Origin of the sequence: Acaryochloris sp. IP29b_bin.148, from assembly GCF_028285565.1 — a bacterium.
Classification (GTDB): Bacteria; Cyanobacteriota; Cyanobacteriia; order Thermosynechococcales; family Thermosynechococcaceae; genus Acaryochloris.
This window is the reverse complement of the sequence record NZ_JANQOY010000225.1, coordinates 1-20,670: the sequence shown is the minus strand read 5'-3', so window position 1 is coordinate 20,670 and position 20,670 is coordinate 1. Positions and strand designations below refer to the sequence as shown.

The window sequence follows — 20,670 nt, the reverse complement described above, 5'->3', positions numbered from 1 at the left end:
TTTTGAATGCGAAACTGGGAATTACCATACCTTTTGTCCCATTAGCTGTGTAGCCTGGCTCTATCAAAAAATTGAAGATAGCTTCTTCCTCGTAATTGGAACTAAAACCTGTGGCTATTTCTTGCAAAATGCCATGGGAGTGATGATCTTTGCTGAGCCTCGCTATGCTATGGCCGAGCTAGAAGAAGGGGATATTTCCGCCAAGCTCAATGACTATGAAGAACTGAAGCGATTGTGCATGCAGATCAAGCGCGATCGCAACCCTAGTGTCATCGTCTGGATTGGCACTTGCACCACCGAAATCATCAAAATGGACCTGGAAGGGTTGGCCCCTCGCCTAGAATCCGAACTGGATATTCCCATTGTGGTGGCTCGGGCTAATGGCCTAGATTATGCTTTCACCCAAGGGGAAGATACGGTTCTAGCTGCAATGGCTCACCGCTGTCCAAAGGGAAATGCTGTTATTGAGGAATCCGAAAAACAAGAGCGTGGTAATGCCATCACCTCTCTCCTCAATTTCGGCAAGAAGAAAGAAGATGTGGCTGCCGAAGAATCTGAGTACCATGACCACGCGCCTTTGGTGATGTTTGGGTCTCTCCCCGATCCGGTGGTGACCCAACTGACCTTGGAACTGAAAAAGCAAGGGATCAAAGTCAATGGTTGGTTACCCGCTAAGCGATTTACAGAATTGCCGGTCATTGATGAAGGCTACTACGTGGCAGGGGTTAATCCTTTCTTGAGCCGTACGGCAACCACATTGATGCGACGACGCAAGTGTAAGCTGATCGGTGCACCATTCCCAATCGGTCCTGATGGGAGTCGGGCCTGGATTGAGAAAATCTGCTCGGTATTAGAAATTGAACCCAAGGGATTAGAAGAGCGTGAAGCCAAAATTTGGGCTAACTTAGAAGACTATATCGAGCTGATTCGGGGAAAATCAGTCTTCTTCATGGGAGATAACCTGTTGGAAGTGTCCCTGGCTCGCTTCTTAATTCGCTGCGGCATGACCTGTCCCGAAATTGGCATCCCCTATATGGATAAGCGCTATCAGGGGGCAGAGCTGAAGTTCCTGGAACAAACCTGTATTGATATGGGTGTGCCCATGCCCAAGATTGTCGAAAAACCCGACAACTACAATCAGGTCCAGCGGATTTATGAACAGGATGTCGATCTAGTGATTACGGGGATGGCCCATGCCAACCCACTAGAAGCACGGGGCATTAATACCAAGTGGTCTGTTGAGTTTACCTTTGCCCAGATTCACGGATTTACAAATGCCCGTGACATTCTAGAGCTGGTAACCCGTCCAATGCGCCGAAACAACTCCCTCAAAGATCTCGGTTGGGACAAGCTGGTTAAGGAAGAAGCTAAGGTTTAGAGTTACTTTACCGCCACCTCAGTTAAAAGTCCTCTGCAATAAATTGCAGAGGACTTTTGCTTTGCCTGACTTGAATTCTGAATGGGCCTTGATTGAAGGCAAACGAGACAAGCCGCATTTTATCTGGCTTGCGCAGATAAAATGCGATTTGACAGGTTATTAAAGTCTATTTTCAAAGCAGGAAGGTTAAGTAACCTTCACTGAGGCATTGATTTCAAGGTTATACAGCCTTGACATTTACCGCGCATGGACCTTTGCGGCCTTCACCCACTTCAAATTCAACGGTTTGACCCTCTGCTAAGGATTCTTCACTCAGGGCTGAGTGGTGTACAAATAGATCCCCACCACTTTCTTGTTCAATGAAGCCGTATCCTTTTTGGGCGTCGAACCACTTCACTTTACCTTTTGCCATTATTTCCTCTTTAATTAGCCGATGTTGTATGTATCCCTTCTCAAGAAGTACGAGTCTTCTTCAATATTGGCTATGGGGTTCGACACTGAGTCATTCCATAGGATCAGAGACTCAGCACATTATAGGAGAAAAAACTCGAACGCAGTGGTATAGACAGAATAAATGTCCATGTTTATCAGTTCTTTCTTCAATTTTTTATGAATCGTCAGCGTTTTTTGATATTAGCTACAGCAATTATACTTATTGCAATATCGTGGTTGGGGGTGATGAGAGCCCGTTCAGGCTTGGTGGTCCGTTCTTTGGTCGCGAAGGATATTCCCATGATCTTTATGGCACCTAAGAATCGCGATCCAGTGCCGGGAGTCCTGATTGCCCATGGCTTTGCCGGGTCTAAGCAGCTGATGTTGGGGTATGGTTACACCTTTGCCCAAGCAGGATATGCCAGCCTGCTGTGGGATTTTAGTGGCCATGGTGCTAATCCTGCTCCCTTAAATATGGAGACCCTACAGCCGGATTTAGAGGTGGCCTATCAAGCCCTGACTAAACAACCTGAAGTGGATCCAGACCGACTGGCGATTTTAGGGCATTCCATGGGCAGCAGTGCGGTGATGACGGCCAGTATCGAACAACGCGATCGCTTTGCCGCTACCATTGCCGTTTCACCCACCCGCGCAGAGGTAACGGCGGATAAACCTGCCAATTTGCTGCTTCAGGCGGGTAGTGGAGAAGGCCAATTTGTCGACAGTGCCCGTAAACTGCTGCAAACGGCTGGCGGGGAAAATCAAAATTTGGCTGAGGGGAAGGGCCGCTCGCTGATTGTTGTTCCGAAGGTTGAACATATTACGATTCTGTTTAGCGATATCAGCCACCAAAGTGCCCTGAAGTGGATCAACAAAACCTTTAACCAGTTCAATCCCAGCAGCTATGTGGACCGACGCATGGGTTGGTATGGTTTACACCTGATTGGCGGATTGATGGCCATTGCAGCCATCGTGCCCACCTTTGCCCCTCCTGCTGCGCGAACCTCTCGAACACCTTGGCGACGCTGGGGAGGGCTGCTAGCTGCTCCTTTCGCTGCGACTGCCGGGGTGAATCTGATCAGCCCCGGAGTGGCGTTAGAAAACTTAGGAGGGTTAAAAGTTGGAGGCGCTCTCGGAATTTGGTTTTTATTCGGAGGACTGGTTTGGTTAGGCGTCCAAAATCAATGGCCGTTAAATATTCGGCAAAAAGATCAACTCCCCTCACCTCAGGCCCTTAGCATAGGGATCCTGGTGTTTATCCTGTTGTGGTTGGCCTTTGGGGCAATGGCTCAGGTGGTTTGGCTGCAATGGTGGTTAATCCCTGCCCGTTTGAAATTATGGCCGATATTGTCCCTGGCTTGTTTACCTTGGTTTTTAGCGTCAGGTCTTGCTCAACAGGGGGTCAGTACCGGCAAGCGCATTCTATGGTGGTTAGGCCAAAATATTGTGTTGATTGGGGGATTAATCTTGACGATTAGCCTGCTACCTCAACTGGGATTTATTTTTTTGCTGTTGCCTATCTTCCCGATTATTTTTGGCATCCTCTCCTTTGTGGCAGCTCAAGTTAAAGATGTCTGGAGCTATGGAGTGGGTGGTGCATTATTTTTTGGTTGGACCTTGGTAGCGGCCTTCCCTATGGTTGGCTAAAGTCTCACTACAAGACTGTGATGGGGCCTTAAGTATGAATCGTACCGTTGGGCATAATCGCTCCCGAAAGATTAGCCCCAGTCAGCTTGACAATGACCTTTTTCCCAATCCCCATATTTGCCCCCGTAAAATCGGCCCCTCTTAGATCGGCACCACTTAAATCGGCACAGGCAAGGTTTGCGCCTCGCAGGTTGGCATGGGTAAGATTCGCCTGCAAAAGGTTGGCACGAGTGAGATTCGCATGGGCTAAATTCGCGCCCGATAAGTTCACTTTATGCAGGAAAGCATCCTTGAGATTCGCATGGGCTAAATTCGCCTGACTGAGATTGCGCCCAGACAGATCACGCTCTTGTAAATCTGCTCCATGCCAGTCTACGCCACTGTGATCTGGCGTTAAGGGGCGGGAGGAGGTTGCGGGCTGAGTAGCAGGTGCAGACGTCTGCTTGGATGCCGCTCGTCCGGTTCGCCATCGTTTAGCAGCCCGTTTCGCCGCAGAATCTGGAGGTTGAGAGGATGGAGATGACGAAGGTGGCTGAGAAGGTGGCGTTGGGGCTACTGGCTTTTTGGGCGGCGGAGCAGAAGACCGGGATGGAGGCTGAGTAGACTTGGTGCGTTGCCGAAAATTCTTGGCTGACTGAGACTGACTGGCTCGGGAGGCGCGAGAGGCTCGCTGGGTCTGTTTGGGAGGGGGACTTGATGCTGATGCCTGGCCTGCCGCTGCTCTCTGGGCAGGACGACGGGCTGAGCGTAGATTTTGCCGACGCTGAAGATATGCCTGCAAATACTCGCGGGCTGCGTTGAGTTCTTGGAGTTTGATGATTGCTTTTTGGTGAAGGCGATCGCGACTTTCGGGAATGCGATCGGGATGCCAAACGAAGACCAAATCTTTATAGGCCTGGTTAACCTCTTCTAGAGACGCGCCAACCCTTAGTTCTAAGGTGCGATAGCATTCATTGAGATTTGGCATACTCAATTACAGAAGAAGGGGCTTGGGCAATCCTTTACACTTAGCAAAGTTAAAGCGGAAGTCACCTTACTTTATTCTGTCAGGTCTTTTTTGAAAAGGGCAATCCGTAGGCTAGGTCCCTTAGCCATCTACAACCTAGCCCAATTATCCGTATTATTAAGCTTAATGAACGACTAGTCGAGATAGCCCATTAGATCCGCAGGATCGTAGATAGGCTCAGTCGCAACTGGCCGGTTGTTGGGAAGGTTAGGGGAGGGGACCAAGGGCAACCCCATGTTTACAATTGGGCGATTCCCGGCCAGGCTCTCTTCATCGACAATATCTAACCCAGAGCGAATAATGGGGCGATGGTTGGGCAGCGTGTCTGTATCCACCACCTCTAAGTGAACCGCAGTGATAGGACGGTTGCCAGGCAAACTTGAGGTATCCACCACTTCCAGTGTTCTAGCTGCAATAGGGCGATTGGAAGGTAGTGGTGGCGTTTGGTAGAGTTCAATTGCACCTTCTTCAGTTTTTTTCTCGGATGTAGCCATAAGTTGACTCCCTAGACAACGGTTAAGGATGTTTATTAAATAGGCGATCTAAAGATTTAATAAGAACAATCACTTCTTTGATCATAAATGAGAAAGTTCGATTCAGAATATTAATTCGTGTTTAGGGCGCTATAAAGTTTAGTTATAGGGCACACAGGTAAAGCAGCCCATCTTAAATCTTTTTTAAGAAGGTTACCAGGTTTTGTAAAGATTAACAGTCGGACCAACCATCCCCCACTTAGAGGGTTTGAATATGCTGCAAGACGTTGGACTGAACGATGAATACTAGGGACACTCTAAACTTTCACGAGTGGAAACCCCAGTCACAGGATTAACGCCATCAGCATATTCGCACATCATTGTGACTTGTTCCCGATCTAAAAAGGCGTAGGAAAAGTCGGCCCCTGTGATAGTGGCTTCGTAAAATTTGCTACTCGTGAGCATGGCATCCGTAAAGATAGCATTGGTCAAATCCGCCTCGTTAAAGAGGACGCGATCGGCAAAGGTCTCTGTTAAGTCTGCACCAGTCAAATTAGAACGCTGGAAAGTCGCCATTGTTAAGATAGTGCCTTTGAGATTGGCACCTTCTAAGTTGGCTTTCAATAAAATAGCGCCTGCCAAAGATGCGCCTTCAAAATCTTTGTTGGCAAAGTCTTCGTAGCGCAGGTCCGCAAAGGTGAAATTTTGAGCACCGTCATCTGCCCAGGCGGGTTGACTGTTGTGCACCAAGCAGGAACCAGCTAACCACAGTACTGCAAAGACAATCGAAATAGCACGCAACCAAGGCTTAATTCTTGGGTTCATCAATTTATATCAGACTAAATTTTTCCATTCATTCTTCATCTTCGCATTTGTTTGGGGGGGTGATCGGGCTGATGCGAATTTGAGCAGCAATTCTCATTATGGAATTTCAAATGGAGTTAGCCCCTTCGGTAAGCATGAAATCAAACAGTGCATCCCAATCAGAGAGCCACGGGTTAGGGTCGGAAAAGCCCTGTCGAGTCACCAACAAGTCTCGAAGGTTGTGACCTGTACTCGAAAAAGTGGACAGTTAATTTAAGCTGCAAGTGTTTGGTTTCGTATCCACCAGTAATCCTCTTCAAATTGTGCAGGGGCGCAATATCCAATCGTTGAATGAAGGCGTTGTCGGTTGTAGAACACCTCTATCCATTCTGCAATAGTCGTCTTAGCTATCGCTCGATTAGCGAACGTTGTGGGATCAATCCACTCAGCTTTAAGGGGCCCAAAAAAGCTGTCAGCCACCGCATTATCTCAGCAATTTGCTCGACGACTCATACGACAAGTTATCCCCTTCTTGATTAAAGCCTGTTGATAGTCCCCACTGGCATATTGACTGTCTCGGTCAGAATGAAAGATTAATCCAGTTTGTGCTGGTATCCGCTGTCCTAAGGCAGCCTCTAAGGTATTGAGAACCAACTCTGTCCGCTCGCATCATGAATCTGTTGAATCCGGTCTAACAAGATTGCATGCTCCTGACTCGCGGGGAGGGCTTTCGCTTCACCCAGGTACAGTAGCCACTTCTGGATCACTTGAGTACTTGACACATCAAGGCAATGGGGAAGTTTACCTTCTCTGCTTCAATTCACTCATAGGGTCTGAGCTTTCCTGAGCAAAGAAGGTTGCTGCCTTGTAAGGAAATCTCGTTCCATCTGAACACGTTGGAGGTCTCGACGCAATTGGTTGAGCTCTTGTCGCTCAGCAGATACCAAGGAGCCGCCGGAGATAGGGTGTTGGTAATTGAGATTGCCAATCCGCACAATCCCATGTGCTGCAAATGTTATGGGCAATCAAAGAGAACCGTCGTCATATAGCGATCTGCCCATTCCACTCCAAATGCTTTTTCCAAAATTCGTCGAGTTTTGTCGTTCTGTTGTTGTTGCTGACAGTACCGTCGCTGTCCCGCCAATACTTGAGCAACTCCAGAATCAAGCACCGGTTGACTCGCAACTGCTTGTTGACAATGCCAGCGTAAATAGGCTGATACCCGATCTAAAAATTGGCTTTCTTCTTCAGCGGTTTGGGGTCGAATAAACAGGCAAAATTCAGAGAAGATCGTTCCCCATGCGGGTAATTGCCGTGGTTCGGCAAACGTTAGATTGGGCAAACGGCTCAGATGCTCTTGGTAGGCAGGGGATAGCTTGCCGTCAGCTCCTACTGGAGACAGATCTGCGATCGCAGCGCTAATCCCCCCTCGTCCCCCCACCAAATCAGTACCAAACATCGGCAGGGCATACTTGGGGTCTGGAAACATCACACAATGCAAAATATCCAGTCCCTTTCCCACTTGGGCCAACTCCAAATGTAGCTTCCGGAAAGGAGGAGCCTGATAACAGCTATTTTCGATGACCAAGAACTCCCCTTCGAGGCGTCCTTCCACATGACCGAATTCTGGGGGGAGTGGATAGTCAGATAAGTCTAAATATTCTTGCCAAATATCCTCAATGCGATTGGCCCATTCCCGAATGAGCGGATGCTGCTGCTGACGTAAAGACATAGATACAAAATTCTCTGCCAGTTGGTAGTAGAGTAAAAAAAATAGGCTGAAAACAAGGGTTTACCATGCCACTCAAGCCGTCTGAAATCTTACAAGCGTTAGATCAAAAACAGACTGAGTTCCAAGATTTTCACCAAACAACCCTCAAAGTATTAGAAAAATATCGTAAAGCATTAAGCAAGGTTGCCCAACAGCCTGATACCGAAATCATCGAAGCATTAGTCGATCACCCGAATCCAGGGGGCCGTCCACTAGAAGGATTAGGGGAGAGTCCTAACTGGGTGATTGCCTCCAAACTCAAGTGGTCCAGCCGCGAGCAGAGCTTGGAATGGGTGCGAGAACGGCTGATGGGAATTACCACCTTTGCAGTGGATGGGTCTCAAGTCTATCCCAGCAAAGATATTTCTATTCCGATCGGGATGGTGCAAGTGGGCTGGTTTGAAAATCCTCATTTGCCCTTGGGCAGCTATGACAAGGATGTGCGTCTAGAGGTGTTATCCCCAGAGGATCTAAAGCCTCAAGATCGCAGTACTCCCATGGATCGGCTGGTGAATATGCACCGCTTCCGCATGGAAATCCAGCGCATGATCGAATTTATAGAGGGCCATACCAATCGTTCAGATTGTTTAGTTTTTTTGGATGGTTCACTCGTTGCCACCTTTGCGGAAAAGTTTGATGCGGAATGCCGAAAATTTTACGTTCAGCAGTTAGTCGAACTGTTACAGGCCAGTGAACATTTCCAAGTTCCTTTAGTGGCCTATATTGATACGTCTCGGGCACGAGATTTAGTGCAGCTTTTACATTGTTTGAAAAAGCTTCCTGAAGCTCCGTCCCTGAATGATGCTGCTTTGTTAGGGGTCAATATGGATTGGGGCGATCGCACGCCGTTATTTCGCTGCGATCGCAAAGGTGAAAACAGCCATCAAGGTATCCTTCAAGACTACGGAAACCAGGCGGAATCCATCGCCTTTACCTACCTGAAAACCCACGAAGGTTTCCCTGCCCGGATTGAAATGCCTGTTTGGCTGTATGAGGCTGGCCTCCACTCTACGGTTTTAGATTTTGTCCGGGGAGAGGTGATTATTGGTGGCGGCTATCCCTATGTGATTGAAACTGCCGATCGCGTTGCTGTACTCCAAGCCGAAGATCGCCAAATTTTCTTCCGCCTCCTGCAAGAATGGGCTGAGAAGGAAGAGATCAACCTGCGGTTCTCGCGGAAAATGATCAGCAAAGTTCTGCGACGCGGAAATTAATCGGTCTTTTTAGCCAAATCCCATCACAAGATGCAGACTGTGATAATCGCTAATTTATCCAGCGTTGGCTTGATAATGTCCATATTTCGGAGTTATACGGTAGTTGGCGGATAATACCTCTCCAGCCGGAGTTATCAGCCGTCATCCGTATAATTAATAGTTAGGTCGCCTCAAGTAAGGGTAAGAGTATTACTCCGATAACATTGGCGATTGACTAGAAAATCAGTATTGGGATATTTGTACTGCTTTTAAATTGGAACGCTAAACTATTAGCAGTAGTGGCAGAAGTTTTATGCCTAAAAAAATAAGTGAGGTTTTTGGGGTTGCTGAGGAAGATCCAAAAAAAAAGGGCGTGTTCAACGGATTTATAGATCTTGACTCGAAATTCTATGTTGATCCGCATCTGCTTGAAAGTACCAAAGTACCAGAACTTGGGAACTCATATCTAAATTTCAAGACCCATTTCACGAAAATCGTTCATCTCTTAAAAGCAACAAAATCTTCTAGTGATAGGTTCTTTCGTGCTGCCCACAAACAATTAATATTTCCAGAACTGCCATTCGTGTCTCTAGGTTACTCAACAGAGGGTACTTCAGGCAGTGGTATCGGATCAGGGATTGCACTCAATCTAACAAATACAGCCTGGGAAATTATACAAGCAGGCATAACCGATCCAGTTATTTTTGAACTGGTTGGGCTTATTGAAGAAAATATTGGTGCTGATCGAATCAGCGATATGGCGATTCATATAATCTTGCTAGACTTATTAAAATACTCAGAGCAAGTTGCAAAAAAGCTTAATTTAAATACCTGTCGAGCAAAAGCGCGCGGAACAGAATTTCTTCTACCAGCTATTCCTGGTAGTAATCGCCCTACAGTATTGATTCCTTATGAGATTCTAAATGATCTTCCTGTAGCAAACGGTTGGGATGATATTGATAGAGTTTGCGCTCATAATCTAGATTTACGTAATCGCGTGAATGAAATCATTGGCGATTCTTGGAAGGATGAGGCGGGAAAAAGAAGGAGGATAACGAAGCGTGAGTTGAAGTATATTCTTCTTGACCATCCTGAAGTACTTCAAGATTTAGTAGAGCAATATAAAAGAAATCCTCCGAAAAAATATGATTTTGACAAAGATCCGTCAGGTCAACTTATTTGGCATGATATTGCAAGAGAATACGTTAATCTTTATCCACTTATATTAGGGATAGACAAAGTAACTCCTGAAAATATTCTTCAACTAGTTCTTAAGATATGTAGGCACTTTAAGGTTTTGGTTGAGGATAATGGATTATCTGTGCATTTTTGGGATGAGTCAAAAAAACTGAGGAATGAACGTTTTGCACAGCTGCTGTTCTTTGGTATAGCTGATGCTTACTGCGGCGCTCATAATCTAGATTTAAATAGAGAGCCCAATGCAGGTCGAGGGCCTGTTGACTTCAAGATTTCTCGTGGTTACGACGCTCGGGTCAATGTTGAGATAAAGTACACGTCAAATAACATTAGCTCAGGCTATGAGAAACAACTACCTATATATGATGCTGCTGAAAGAACGCAGTACAGTATTTTCCTAATTATCAGGACCACTGAATCTATCAAAGCCTTAGAAGAGTTGATTAAGTTTAGGAAAACTCAAGTGGCTAATGGTAAAAGAGCACCAGAAATTTTCGTTGTTGATGGAAGAATCTTTCCTTCTGCCAGTAAAGTGAAGTAGTGTTAGCAACTTAGCTATTCAAATGCAGAGGACGGATACAATAATCGATATCCTTATCAACATTCTCTGCCGCCTCTGATTTGAGACGTTAAAGCCCATCACTCCTCACCTTTATCTACATCTCGATTTCGTTTCTAAGCTTTTGATTGCTTCGTTTTCACGTCTTGTATCTCTCCAACTTCTGTTTCTGAGGTGATTGCTTATAATGCATAAGGTAAAAGAGACGATTAAGCTAGTAAAAGATGATGGTTGGTACCAAGTACGAATGTGAGGCGACCACCGATAGTTTAAACATCTAACCAAAAAGGTTTTAGTTACCATAGCTGGTAAACTATGCGACGATCTCGCGCCCGGTACAGAAAATAGTACCCTCAAGCAGGCAGGGCTTAAATGAAATACTTAGTTGTCATTGAACCTACTCCAACAGGCTTTTCATCCTATTCACCTGATCTCCCTGGCTGTGTTGCCACTGGAGGTACTCAAGAGGAAGTTGAGCAAAACATGCGAGAAGCAGTTTTATTTCATATTGAAGGATTAAAGCTAGAAGGATTTTCTGTTCCTCAGCCAGCAAGTACACCAGTGTATGTTGATATAGCAGCCTAACTCTTTAGTTTCGGTTCTCTAACCCAGCACTGCACACTAAAATAATGGCCCATAATTTCATTGCAACCGTTTTTGGGTTTGGACATCAAACCAGTGAAGTTGATCAGCAGGTAGCGCCAGGGAAAGAGACTCTCCCGACCACGTTTGATCCGTCGGTAACAATGCCCTTAGCGTCTCTTCACCGCCTTGAACCTTAAGGCTGAGCAGATTGCTCATACCTAAGTTTTCCACTAAGAACACCTGGCCTGCAACGGTAATCGAGTCGGTAGGGGTTGCCAACCGAATATGTTCGGGACGAATGCCCAGCACGACTTCTCGCAGATTGCTGACTCCACTGGGCAGAGGGATTCGATGATTACCCAGAAGGGCTGCTTGATTCTCACATCTAAGCGTCAACAGATTCATCTGGGGGCTGCCAATAAACCCCGCTACAAATTGATTAGCTGGATAGGTATAAATCTCTTGAGGAGGAGCAAGCTGCTGTAAATCTCCCTGATACAGCACTGCCACCTTGGTCGATAAGGTCATCGCTTCCGTTTGATCATGGGTGACGTAGACCACCGGAGCATTTTGCTTTTCAAATAACTGCTTTAGCTCAGCCCGGACCTGCTCACGCAATAGCGCATCCAAATTACTTAGAGGCTCATCGAGTAAAAATACGGCAGGGTTGCGCACTAAGGCTCGTCCCAAGGCCACCCGTTGTCGTTGTCCGCCAGAGAGCTGTCCAGGCTTGCGCCGCATTAGATCATCTAATTCGAGTGCCCGGCTGGCCTCGGCCACCCGTTGTTGAATCTCAGGGCTGGGCATTTTGCGTAGCTTTAAGCCCGAGGCAATATTGTCGTAGACATTCATATGGGGATACAGCGCATAGCTTTGAAACACCATGGCAATATCGCGATCGCCTGCGCTTTTGTTCGTCACCACATCGGGGCCAATCACCACTTCCCCACGGGTGGGTTGTTCTAACCCCGCGATCAGCCGTAGCGTTGTAGACTTCCCACAACCGGAGGGACCTAATAAGGTTAAAAACTCACCATCTTCTACGGTGAGGCTGAGGTCTTTGACTGGAACCACTTTGGAGTTGTAGGTTTTATTGAGGTGTTTGATCTCAAGTTTGGCCATAGTGTTGAGGGGAATTTAGAGGGGTAAAGAGTTAACGCTGACCTAAGAAATTTCCAGCTAGGCGGAGGGCATCGGCGACATCCACATCACCATCCCCGTCACTATCTAAAAACTGATTCAAAACGGGATTCGATCCCTGTTGGGGATGCGCTTGAGAGGAACCACTGTGGAGTAAATTCAGCACGATGGGGACCAGTGTCGGCAATAACCCCTGAATAAAGCTGCTGCTTAAGCCCGTCCGCTGAGCAATTTCCTGGGCAATTTGTTGTTGCTGACTGGCAGAAAATAGGGCATTCACCGCAGCTCCATTGGCGCGAGTGCCACTGTATTGGTTGACGAGGGCTTGGGCCTGGTCCGCAGACTGGGACTTTAAGGCAGACCGAACATGATTCCCCAGCAAAGACATGGCCGCTTCCGTGGAGCCATTGTTCATGCCTTGCTGTTGGCTCAGCTGTTGCACCGTATTCAGAATATTGCCCAATTGGCCCGTATTGGCCTGCAAGGCTGGATTATCAATGGCGCTAACGATTTGATCAAAAAGTCCCATAGGTATTTATCAGCTTCAGGATAAGGATTGGATTGAAGCATCCTACTTCAGCCCAGAATGATCGATAACTGAGCCTCATCCTAAGGGGTGAGCATTCCTGGGATCAAGTTTGGTGCGTATCCCTTCATTGGACGTTACGTTTTGCTGGCGCAATTGTGACTCACTCTCGCATCACGTAACCGACGCCCCGGACGGTCTGAATCAAGCGCTTTTCCTGGTTCTCTTCGAGTTTGAGGCGGAGGTAGCGGATATAGACCTCGATGATATTAGAGTCCCCCATAAAGTCATAGCCCCAGACCTGTTCGAGGATGCGATCGCGCGTCAATACCTGGCGAGGATGCATCATCAAATACACCAGCAAATCAAACTCTTTGGCCGTTAATTCAATCGACCGTTCGCCCCGAAAGATCTCACGAGTGCGCTGATTCAGGGTCAGGTTGGAGAATTCGAGAACATCGGGATCTTCTTCTTGGGTCCGCCGCAAGTGGGCTCGCACCCTGGCTAACAGCTCTTCGATGCTAAAGGGCTTCACCATATAGTCATCTGCCCCGGCATCTAGCCCTTCGACCCGATCGCTAATTTCATCTTTGGCGGTCAACAAAATGACGGGCACTTTATCGCCTGTGGCCCGCAGACGGCGACAGACTTCGACCCCAGAGAACCCAGGCAACATCCAGTCCAGGAGAATCAAATCCGGTTGAGACTCCCGAGCCGCCGTGAGTCCGCCAATCCCATCATTGGCTACGGTCACCTGATACCCCTCATGGGTCAGTTCCATCTCAACAAATTGAGCCAGTTTGGTTTCATCTTCAACGAGGAGAATATGTGCTGTCATATTTTTGCTTCAGGAGATATGGGTAACGTCACGGTGAAGGTACTGCCTTCACCCTCTTGGGAAAGAACATTTACGTGTCCTCCCATGCCTTCGGTGAAGGTTTTAACTAAGGACAGGCCCAGACCGGCTCCGCCCGTGGAGCGGGCGCGGGCTTCGTCTAGACGGTAAAACCGTTCAAAAATACGGGACTGTTGCTTGAGAGGGATGCCATCGCCGCGATCGCACACATGAATCAAAGCGGATTCCTCCCGTTGTTCTAGCTTCACAGTAACGGGTTCGGTGGCTTCTGAATATTTAATTGCATTTTCCACTAAGTTTACCAATACCTGTTGGAGACGATCTGCGTCGGCAAAGATGGAAATTAAAGGAGACTCAGCCTCCAAAATAATTTGACGATGATTAAACCTATCCGCCATACTAACGACTTCTGCCGCTATATCGTTGAGAATCAGCGTTTCTAGATGATACGGCATATACCCATCATCAGCCCGAGCTAGGCACAGCAAATCTTGCAGCAGACGAATCGTCAGATCCGCCTCCGCTGTGGAGATTTGTAGCGCTTCTCGCTGCATTTCTGTTAAGTTGTCTCCCCGCCGTTGAATGCTTTGCAAGTAGCCCCGCACAATCGCTAACGGTGTCCGCAGTTCATGGGAGACATTACTCACAAATTCCCGTTGTCGTTCTGTCACATGCTGCTGCTCTCGCCATGCTGCTGATAAGCGATCCAGCATCATATTGAACGTATCTGCTAATTCCTGGATTTCACTGGGAGCATTCTGAATATCGACCTTCTTCTCTCCCAAATCGTCTGGCGAAATAGCTTTCGTCATTAAGCCCATCTGGCAAAGAGGGCGTAAAGATCGATGGACATACCAGGCCAATACTAGCGTGATCAACACAATAGCAACGGAACTGGCCAGGGCTAAAGACTGCACACTCGCGACAAACTTGCGTTGGTCCTCGGTAATATCTTGGGCGACAAATAGCGTTCCTAAGGGGCGATTACCCACGATAAGCGGGCTATGACAGGCCACAAAATCTCTATTTTGAATGTGGTAGACCTTGGGGGCAAGGCTATCTCGAAAAGCTGTTGCCAACGTGCTAGGACTTTCAAACCGTTGCCATGCTGGACTTGACATGTTGGTAGACGTCGCGACCAAACTCCCTTGGGAATCATTGACCCAAAGGAGCAAATTACGTCCAGACCGATTGTTAATCGCTTTTTCGATACTCTTCTGCAACGTAAACATTTCATCTTGTTGATAGAGCACCACATCATCGGCAATGCGATCAGCAATATCCACAATCTTTTGCTTATGGCTAGCGATCAAAGTCCGCTGCATTTTCCAGCTAGTCCATAGGGCAACACTAGTGAGTCCCAGAACAATCAGGCCAGTAATACTAGCCGTCAGCCGAAATTGAAGTGAGCTTGGATTGATGGTTTGGCGCAACTGCGGAGAGAGGTTTCGCCATCCCCGGCAAAGGGAAGATTTGAGCTGCAGTTCACCCACGTTAACCACCCCTCAGAATAACTTGGCGGTATGGGCAACAGGATCAAAATCGTACCGAGCCTGATAATCCGAGAGCCCGTACAGATTAAACGTCACTGTAGGCTCGTCCCCTAGGGCTTCTACACAGTGAATAGCCTCGGGCATCAGGCTAATTGTGTCGCCAGGATTCAAGATCAACTCTCCCATTTCCGCAATTTTGTGGGGGTGATCCGTGGAGGGGGTGCGCTGCCAGAACGTATTTTTCTCTTGGCCACTCACTAAGGCGACCACCCCCCAAGCGGCATGATTGTGCACCCGAGAGGTTTGACCCGGTAGCCAAACTACGGTTTGCACCGTCAGTGGAAAATTCGGCTCATCGTAGAGCATGGTGACCGACCAGCCTTGTTCAGGGTCAGGGGGTTGGACCTCGTATTGCAGCCAAGCCGAGTCTGTCAACAACTCCCTTACTAAAGGATAAATCGCCTGCAGCCGCTCCTGATCCTGATCAGTCATGGCCAGAATATCTTCGACCTCAGTTAAAAACCGGTATAGCCGATACGTTTGAGCCCTTTTATTAGGTAAGGAGCGATCAGGCCAAGACTGTACCTGGCCTTCATCATTAACAAACCAATCTTGCTCTATCATCTTGACGCTCTACACAGTGGTCTCCAAATCTATTGAACAATGACAGGGTAGTCAGGAGTAGGGTTGAGCGGACAACTGAAGACGTAGTTGCCTGGTTTTAGCGTAATCTCATAGGATTGAGTTTGTCCTTGATTGAGGTCACCGCCGCTCACTTTGGGTAACGTAACTTGGTTGAAACCTTCACCCCGCAAATAGAACCCCAAGGCATACGGAACATCTCGATTGGTGACTTCGAAAATATACTTTCCAGGCTTTAACGCCAGTGGCTTAAACCCGGCTTTGCGTTTTTCAAGTGTATTTGCGTTCACTTCCTTACAGTCATCTGCTTGCGTTGTTTTGAATTTGAAATCTTCAGATTCCGTTTCCAAAAATTGACAGCCCGTTTGAGTCAGTTTAATCACCTCAGTCGGTTGATCGGCCTCGCTTATTTGAGGGGCTGAATCACAGCCGGCTACAAAGAGCAAGATCAGTAAACTGCCGTACTGAAGTAACTTGGATTGCATAAGGGGGCCTCCCCAAAAGGGGACTGAAGTAAGGTCCTGTTCTAATATTATTTAAAATTGCACAGATGATATCGCCCTGACCACAAAATAAGTTTTCCCTGAGAATTCAGCGTTGTCGACTCCCTCTGGGCTTTATGACTTTACATAAAACCCTTCAACCCAGCAATCCACTCGTTTCTTAAGCAATCCCAATCTCATTCTCAGGAGAATTTCAGACTAGTCAGTCTCAATCAAGAATAGGTTTATGACTTCTTAGAAAGACTTGTCAAAAGCCCCCCTTTTTTAGCTAAATTTCCATTTAATGCAACAATTAACTAGGCAATTTTAGTTGCACCGAAAATTAATCCGTCATGGAGAGTATCAATGAAAGTCAAATATATGGCAATGGTTGCCACTGTTTCTCTGCTAAGTGTTGGTGGCCTGGTGATCGGTTGCGCTAATCCTTGTGCTGCCCAAGACAACAACGGCACTGAAACCACTGAAACCACTGATCCCTGTGCACCCAAGGCAGGAGATCCTTGTGCACCAAAATCAGAAGATCCCTGTGCGCCTAAGGCAGATCCCTGCGCGCCAAAATCTGAAGATCCTTGTGCACCCAAGGCAGGAGATCCTTGTGCACCAAAATCAGAAGATCCCTGTGCGCCTAAGGCAGATCCCTGCGCGCCAAAATCAGAAGATCCCTGTGCGCCTAAGGCAGATCCCTGCGCGGGCCAGTAAGTTGCTTACATAGCCAAGACTGCTGATTGAGCCATTACTCAATTCCGATGACAGATAGCGATAGAATGCTGGAGGTAGATGCTTGGGTGTCTACCTCTGTTCTATTTGCTGATTTGTTCTAAATATGATCCTTGCTCTGATAACATTTGAAATTTTTTAAGATCACAGCAACGGCACATGGGGCAGAGCAAAACTGTTTTCAATGATTAAGTTAAATGAAATCAACCGCTATGTCTTTTTATGCTAAGTTTGCCTGTTTATTAATGGGGTTGCTATTGTTTGCTAGCACCTTGTTCAGCCCACCTGCATTGGCCGTTACCCAAATTGAGCTAACGGACTTATCCTATAACGAGTGTCCTGCTGATATTGGCAAAGGAACGGTCACTAGTGGTGGCCCCGTGATGCGATTAGCGAATTGCTTCATTATCACTGGCACCACCATTAACAAGTCTGGCAAACCTGTTATGGATGCAGATGTTTTTGGCCGTATTTTCGATGCTAACAACAACCCAGCGATGGAAAACCGGGGACGGTTAGGGGCCATTGATGTTATTGAACCGGGGAAAGGGACTTTTGAACTGAGAGTAAGCGTCCCCGATGCCTTAGAAACTCCCTTGAAGCTAAAGCAATTTAAGGCTAGTGGGTTTGCCGCAAAAGTCCGTTAAAAAGCGGGAAAACTTTGTTGAGCAAAGCCTTGAAGGGCATTCTGTAAGATTTGCAATAGAAAAAATCCCAATATAGGCGAAAAATCAATCCCTCCTAAGGGGGGAATGATGGACCGAAAAATATTGAGATAAGGATCAGTGAGCTGACTCAAGATAGAGAAAGGCATACTGCTCCAATCGACATTAGGAAACCAGCTGAGCAGGATCCGAATAATCAATAGAACAAGGTAGATTTGGACAAATCTAAACAGGCTTAAAGCTATTAAGCTAGTGATTTCGCTGGCTGCCATAACGGTATATCTTTTGCGATCAGTAGTAACGGTAAACTAATTATTCTCAAGTTTAGCGGATGAGCCGATTGTCATCGGTACGGTCATGATGCGAAATTGCCGAATCTATCATGGATAACTTCTCACTCAACCTGGTCTAATCAGCTTATTGACTGCTTTCAAGATCCTGTTTCTTCAAGTTTCAAAGGCGCGATCGCCTGCATCCCCTAACCCTGGAACAATGAAACCCTGCTCGTTTAAACCCTCGTCAATGGTCGCAGTATAGATTTGTAAAGTTGGATGGTTCTCCCCCAATTGTTTGAGGGCTGGGGGAGCTGCCACGACAGAGATAATGCGAATCAATTCTGGATTGGCTTGGCGTTGGGTCAGTTCTTTCATCGTTGCCATAATTGACCCTCCCGTGGCAAGCATCGGCTCTGTGATGAGTATGCGTGTCTGGGACTGAAATTGGTCAGGCAGTTTATTCAAATAACAGTACGGCTGGAGAGTTTCTTCATCCCGAGCTAGTCCGAAATGGTAGGTGGCGGCTCTGGGGATAACACTTTGTGCCCCTTCCAGGAGCGTTAGTCCAGCTCTAAGGATTGGCACCACGGCAACCGGTAGCTCAGGATTGATTACAGCAGCAGCAGCAGGACCTAGAGGGGTCTCAACGGTAGTCTCTACAGAGGGGAACCACTCTCGCATGACTTCGTAAGTCAGCCATCTTCCCAGCTCAGTCATTGCGGTGCGAAACATCACCCCTGGGGTATTGCGATCGCGCGCCACTGCCAACCAATGCTTAATCAGGGGATGGGGGGGAACATAGACCCGAAGTTGAAGCGCCATAAGTTACTGAAACAGGATGGGAGTAAAGCAGTTCGTTCTTGAACCTGACTCATCATACGACTTTTAATCCGTTGCCAGAGTAGCGGGGCACAGGGCTTCAGGAAATTATTGAGAATAAATTGCAATTAGCTCTTAACTGGTTTATAGTTATCTATGTGTTCTCCTCTCAGAGGATTCGGCAGGTGGGGCCAAGGCGTTAGCGCAGCTTGGTTCCATTTTTTTTGTGGATTATTTCTACTGCCGCCGCCAGGCATTGGGCTTAAATTTCTCGTTCAGGCAGGATAATGGTAGAAACGATTCTGCTAGCCCTATGCCATCTTCCTTACCTAATATTCCTGATCAGGCAACTGAGTATGATGCTATCGTCATTGGCTCGGGGATTGGCGGGTTGGTAACCGCGACCCAGCTCGCGGCGAAAGGGGCAAACGTATTAGCTTTAGAACGTTATCTGATTCCAGGTGGAAGTGCAGGGTACTTTGAGCACAATGGCTATCGGTTTGATGTTGGGGCTTCCATGATTTTTGGGTTTGGCGATCGGGGCACAACCAACCTGTTAACAAGAGCTTTAGCCGCTGTGAATCAACAGGTCGAAACTATTCCTGATCCTGTTCAGATTCATTACCATCTTCCCCAAAACTTAGACCTTAAGGTGCATCGAGACTATGAGAAGTTTTTGCAAGAACTGATTTCACGCTTTCCCCATGAGCGCCATGGCATCCGTCAGTTTTACGACACCTGCTGGCAAATCTTTAATAGCCTTAACAGTATGGAATTGCTGTCTCTAGAAGAGTTGGGCTACCTCGCCCGGTCTTTTTGGCAGCATCCGGGCAGTTGTTTTCGGCTATTGCAGTATTTGCCCCGCAATGTGGGGGACTATGCTCGGCGTTATATCAAAGACCCTATTTTGCTTAAGTTTATTGATATGGAGTGCTATTGCTGGTCAGTGGTGCCAGCCGCCCAAACGCCAATGATTAATGCTGGCATGGTGTTCTCCGATCGCCACTATGGCGGGGTGAATTATCCCAAGGGTGGGGTGGGCCAAATTGCCCTCAAGCTGGTGGAAGGATTAGAGGCGGCCGGGAGTCAGATTCACTATCGGGCCCGGGTCAATAAAGTTATCTTGGAGCAGGGAACAGCCGTCGGGGTAGAACTTGCGACGGGAGAAACCTATCGCGGCCAGCGAATTATTTCTAACGCCACCCGCTGGGACACCTTTGGCCATTTAGTAGATGAAGTTCCGCCTGCAGAAGCCAAGTGGCGACAACGCTACAAAAAATCTCCCAGTTTTTTGAGCCTGCATTTAGGCGTTGAAGCAGAGGCACTCCCTGCGAACTTAGATTGTCACCATATTTTGTTGAGCGACTGGGATATGATGGCTGAGCCTGGAGCAACGGTATTTGTATCCATTCCCACACTGTTGGATGCCTCTTTGGCCCCACCCAGACATCATATTGTCCATGCCTTTACGCCAAGCTGGGTTAAGGATTGGCAGGTGCGCTCCCAAACTCAATACAACACCCAAAAACAAGAGGCTGCTCAGCAACTCATTAGCCGATTACAGCAAATTATCCCCAACTTGGGCCAGCATATTCACCATATGGAAGTAGGCACGCCCCGCACCCACCGCCGTTTCCTCGGTCGTCAGGATGGAACTTATGGCCCTATCCCTAGCCGTCAACTCTGGGGTTTGGTGGGCATGCCCTTTAACCGCACCGCCATTCCGGGTTTATATTGTGTTGGCGATAGTACGTTTCCAGGCCAGGGCCTAAATGCGGTTGCTTTTTCGGGGTTTGCCTGTGCTCATCGGGTGGCAAAAGATCTAAGACTATGACTAGACCTGATCCGCTTTAGCCAGGATTACACAAGATTAGAGTTGACGGATTGCCATAATGTGTTGAATGATAGTGAATCGCAGTTAATGCACAGCCAGCGGAACTGGCGGAATTGGTAGACGCGCTAGGTTCAGGTCCTAGTGTCTGCAAAGAC

General features: G+C 47.5%; 23 protein-coding genes. 8 read left to right on the top strand and 15 right to left on the bottom strand.

What is annotated here, in order from left to right; genetic code table 11:
• Positions 1-1,378, top strand: a 1,378-nt coding sequence (locus Q0986_RS20325; RefSeq protein ID WP_299414967.1) for a ferredoxin:protochlorophyllide reductase (ATP-dependent) subunit N, incomplete at its 5' end; no start/stop codon positions are given.
• A gap of 220 nt (positions 1,379-1,598) precedes the next feature.
• On the opposite strand, the gene Q0986_RS20320 is transcribed toward Q0986_RS20325, so the two are convergent.
• Positions 1,599-1,790, bottom strand: a complete 192-nt coding sequence (locus Q0986_RS20320) for a cold-shock protein (protein WP_299414965.1) — start codon at positions 1,788-1,790, stop codon at positions 1,599-1,601.
• 266 nt (positions 1,791-2,056) lie between these two features.
• On the opposite strand from Q0986_RS20320, the gene Q0986_RS20315 reads away from it, so the two are divergent.
• Entirely contained in the window at positions 2,057-3,457 is a 1,401-nt protein-coding gene (locus Q0986_RS20315) for an alpha/beta fold hydrolase (protein ID WP_299414963.1), read from the top strand.
• Positions 3,458-3,485: 28 nt separating this feature from the next.
• Here Q0986_RS20315 and Q0986_RS20310 read toward each other — a convergent pair whose 3' ends face one another.
• From Q0986_RS20310 to Q0986_RS20295, 6 genes are all read right to left on the bottom strand, one after another.
• Positions 3,486-4,424, bottom strand: coding sequence for a pentapeptide repeat-containing protein (locus tag Q0986_RS20310; protein ID WP_299414961.1), 939 nt, complete (start codon positions 4,422-4,424; stop codon positions 3,486-3,488).
• A 173-nt stretch (positions 4,425-4,597) separates the two neighbouring features.
• Entirely contained in the window at positions 4,598-4,957 is a 360-nt protein-coding gene (locus Q0986_RS20305; protein WP_299414959.1) for a hypothetical protein, read from the bottom strand.
• 285 nt (positions 4,958-5,242) lie between these two features.
• A complete protein-coding gene (locus tag Q0986_RS20300) occupies positions 5,243-5,761 on the bottom strand; it encodes a pentapeptide repeat-containing protein (protein WP_299414957.1) in 519 nt (172 codons plus the stop codon).
• Positions 5,762-6,013: 252 nt separating this feature from the next.
• A complete protein-coding gene (locus Q0986_RS23080; protein ID WP_366918644.1) occupies positions 6,014-6,220 on the bottom strand; it encodes an IS3 family transposase in 207 nt (68 codons plus the stop codon).
• 9 nt (positions 6,221-6,229) lie between these two features.
• Positions 6,230-6,394, bottom strand: coding sequence for a DDE-type integrase/transposase/recombinase (locus tag Q0986_RS23075; RefSeq protein ID WP_366918643.1), 165 nt, complete (start codon positions 6,392-6,394; stop codon positions 6,230-6,232).
• Between the two features lie 361 nt (positions 6,395-6,755).
• Positions 6,756-7,472, bottom strand: coding sequence for a phycocyanobilin:ferredoxin oxidoreductase (locus Q0986_RS20295; RefSeq protein WP_299414955.1), 717 nt, complete (start codon positions 7,470-7,472; stop codon positions 6,756-6,758).
• Between the two features lie 65 nt (positions 7,473-7,537).
• Here Q0986_RS20295 and Q0986_RS20290 point away from each other — a divergent pair, with 65 nt between their 5' ends.
• From Q0986_RS20290 to Q0986_RS20280, 3 genes are all read left to right on the top strand, one after another.
• Positions 7,538-8,725: a DNA double-strand break repair nuclease NurA gene (locus Q0986_RS20290; protein WP_299414952.1), complete on the top strand. Its 1,188-nt coding sequence runs from the start codon at positions 7,538-7,540 to the stop codon at positions 8,723-8,725.
• 292 nt (positions 8,726-9,017) lie between these two features.
• Positions 9,018-10,442, top strand: a complete 1,425-nt coding sequence (locus Q0986_RS20285; protein ID WP_299414950.1) for a hypothetical protein — start codon at positions 9,018-9,020, stop codon at positions 10,440-10,442.
• A 390-nt stretch (positions 10,443-10,832) separates the two neighbouring features.
• Entirely contained in the window at positions 10,833-11,045 is a 213-nt protein-coding gene (locus tag Q0986_RS20280; RefSeq protein ID WP_299414947.1) for a type II toxin-antitoxin system HicB family antitoxin, read from the top strand.
• A 57-nt stretch (positions 11,046-11,102) separates the two neighbouring features.
• Here Q0986_RS20280 and Q0986_RS20275 read toward each other — a convergent pair whose 3' ends face one another.
• From Q0986_RS20275 to Q0986_RS20250, 6 genes are all read right to left on the bottom strand, one after another.
• Positions 11,103-12,167: an ABC transporter ATP-binding protein gene (locus tag Q0986_RS20275; protein ID WP_299414944.1), complete on the bottom strand. Its 1,065-nt coding sequence runs from the start codon at positions 12,165-12,167 to the stop codon at positions 11,103-11,105.
• A 31-nt stretch (positions 12,168-12,198) separates the two neighbouring features.
• On the bottom strand, positions 12,199-12,714 hold the full coding sequence (locus tag Q0986_RS20270) for a DUF937 domain-containing protein (RefSeq protein WP_299414941.1): 516 nt from the start codon (positions 12,712-12,714) through the stop codon (positions 12,199-12,201).
• Between the two features lie 160 nt (positions 12,715-12,874).
• Positions 12,875-13,549, bottom strand: a complete 675-nt coding sequence (locus tag Q0986_RS20265) for a response regulator transcription factor (protein WP_010478060.1) — start codon at positions 13,547-13,549, stop codon at positions 12,875-12,877.
• The gene (locus Q0986_RS20260; RefSeq protein WP_299414935.1) at positions 13,546-15,060 is read right to left on the bottom strand and encodes a HAMP domain-containing sensor histidine kinase; all 1,515 of its coding nucleotides are present in this window, start codon (positions 15,058-15,060) and stop codon (positions 13,546-13,548) included. Before Q0986_RS20260 ends, Q0986_RS20265 begins: the two co-directional genes overlap by 4 nt.
• 12 nt (positions 15,061-15,072) lie before the next feature.
• Complete coding sequence (locus Q0986_RS20255; RefSeq protein ID WP_299414933.1) at positions 15,073-15,684, bottom strand: cupin; 612 nt, start codon at positions 15,682-15,684, stop codon at positions 15,073-15,075.
• 29 nt (positions 15,685-15,713) lie between these two features.
• Positions 15,714-16,187: a hypothetical protein gene (locus Q0986_RS20250; RefSeq protein ID WP_299414931.1), complete on the bottom strand. Its 474-nt coding sequence runs from the start codon at positions 16,185-16,187 to the stop codon at positions 15,714-15,716.
• A 363-nt stretch (positions 16,188-16,550) separates the two neighbouring features.
• Between Q0986_RS20250 and Q0986_RS20245 the strand changes: the two genes are divergently transcribed.
• Both Q0986_RS20245 and Q0986_RS20240 read left to right on the top strand, forming a co-directional pair.
• Positions 16,551-16,904 (top strand): hypothetical protein, encoded by a 354-nt coding sequence (locus tag Q0986_RS20245; protein ID WP_299414928.1) that lies wholly within the window; start codon positions 16,551-16,553, stop codon positions 16,902-16,904.
• Positions 16,905-17,119: 215 nt separating this feature from the next.
• Positions 17,120-17,569: a hypothetical protein gene (locus tag Q0986_RS20240; RefSeq protein ID WP_366918642.1), complete on the top strand. Its 450-nt coding sequence runs from the start codon at positions 17,120-17,122 to the stop codon at positions 17,567-17,569.
• Here the strand turns inward: Q0986_RS20240 and Q0986_RS20235 are convergent.
• Both Q0986_RS20235 and upp read right to left on the bottom strand, forming a co-directional pair.
• Positions 17,566-17,859, bottom strand: a complete 294-nt coding sequence (locus tag Q0986_RS20235; protein WP_299414926.1) for a YggT family protein — start codon at positions 17,857-17,859, stop codon at positions 17,566-17,568. The two genes, Q0986_RS20240 and Q0986_RS20235, sit on opposite strands and share 4 nt — an antisense overlap.
• 174 nt (positions 17,860-18,033) lie before the next feature.
• Positions 18,034-18,684, bottom strand: coding sequence for a uracil phosphoribosyltransferase (upp, locus tag Q0986_RS20230; protein WP_299414924.1), 651 nt, complete (start codon positions 18,682-18,684; stop codon positions 18,034-18,036).
• A gap of 310 nt (positions 18,685-18,994) precedes the next feature.
• On the opposite strand from upp, the gene crtH reads away from it, so the two are divergent.
• Entirely contained in the window at positions 18,995-20,515 is a 1,521-nt protein-coding gene (gene crtH / locus Q0986_RS20225; protein ID WP_299414921.1) for a carotenoid isomerase, read from the top strand.
• Positions 20,516-20,670: the final 155 nt, after the last annotated feature.

What these genes read in the sequence shown, in the direction of transcription:
- Q0986_RS20240 (WP_366918642.1), top strand. Translation starts at nt 17,120, where the DNA reads ATGAAATCAACCGCTATGTCTTTTTATGCTAAGTTTGCCTGTTTATTA.
- Q0986_RS20285 (WP_299414950.1), top strand. Translation starts at nt 9,018, where the DNA reads ATGCCTAAAAAAATAAGTGAGGTTTTTGGGGTTGCTGAGGAAGATCCA.
- Q0986_RS20320 (WP_299414965.1), bottom strand. Translation starts at nt 1,790, where the DNA reads ATGGCAAAAGGTAAAGTGAAGTGGTTCGACGCCCAAAAAGGATACGGC.
- Q0986_RS20295 (WP_299414955.1), bottom strand. Translation starts at nt 7,472, where the DNA reads ATGTCTTTACGTCAGCAGCAGCATCCGCTCATTCGGGAATGGGCCAAT.
- Q0986_RS20250 (WP_299414931.1), bottom strand. Translation starts at nt 16,187, where the DNA reads ATGCAATCCAAGTTACTTCAGTACGGCAGTTTACTGATCTTGCTCTTT.
- Q0986_RS20305 (WP_299414959.1), bottom strand. Translation starts at nt 4,957, where the DNA reads ATGGCTACATCCGAGAAAAAAACTGAAGAAGGTGCAATTGAACTCTAC.
- Q0986_RS20290 (WP_299414952.1), top strand. Translation starts at nt 7,538, where the DNA reads ATGCCACTCAAGCCGTCTGAAATCTTACAAGCGTTAGATCAAAAACAG.
- upp (WP_299414924.1), bottom strand. Translation starts at nt 18,684, where the DNA reads ATGGCGCTTCAACTTCGGGTCTATGTTCCCCCCCATCCCCTGATTAAG.
- Q0986_RS20245 (WP_299414928.1), top strand. Translation starts at nt 16,551, where the DNA reads ATGAAAGTCAAATATATGGCAATGGTTGCCACTGTTTCTCTGCTAAGT.
- Q0986_RS20310 (WP_299414961.1), bottom strand. Translation starts at nt 4,424, where the DNA reads ATGCCAAATCTCAATGAATGCTATCGCACCTTAGAACTAAGGGTTGGC.
- Q0986_RS20300 (WP_299414957.1), bottom strand. Translation starts at nt 5,761, where the DNA reads ATGAACCCAAGAATTAAGCCTTGGTTGCGTGCTATTTCGATTGTCTTT.
- Q0986_RS20315 (WP_299414963.1), top strand. Translation starts at nt 2,057, where the DNA reads ATGAGAGCCCGTTCAGGCTTGGTGGTCCGTTCTTTGGTCGCGAAGGAT.
- crtH (WP_299414921.1), top strand. Translation starts at nt 18,995, where the DNA reads ATGCCATCTTCCTTACCTAATATTCCTGATCAGGCAACTGAGTATGAT.
- Q0986_RS20275 (WP_299414944.1), bottom strand. Translation starts at nt 12,167, where the DNA reads ATGGCCAAACTTGAGATCAAACACCTCAATAAAACCTACAACTCCAAA.
- Q0986_RS20280 (WP_299414947.1), top strand. Translation starts at nt 10,833, where the DNA reads ATGAAATACTTAGTTGTCATTGAACCTACTCCAACAGGCTTTTCATCC.
- Q0986_RS20255 (WP_299414933.1), bottom strand. Translation starts at nt 15,684, where the DNA reads ATGATAGAGCAAGATTGGTTTGTTAATGATGAAGGCCAGGTACAGTCT.
- Q0986_RS20235 (WP_299414926.1), bottom strand. Translation starts at nt 17,859, where the DNA reads ATGGCAGCCAGCGAAATCACTAGCTTAATAGCTTTAAGCCTGTTTAGA.
- Q0986_RS20265 (WP_010478060.1), bottom strand. Translation starts at nt 13,549, where the DNA reads ATGACAGCACATATTCTCCTCGTTGAAGATGAAACCAAACTGGCTCAA.
- Q0986_RS20270 (WP_299414941.1), bottom strand. Translation starts at nt 12,714, where the DNA reads ATGGGACTTTTTGATCAAATCGTTAGCGCCATTGATAATCCAGCCTTG.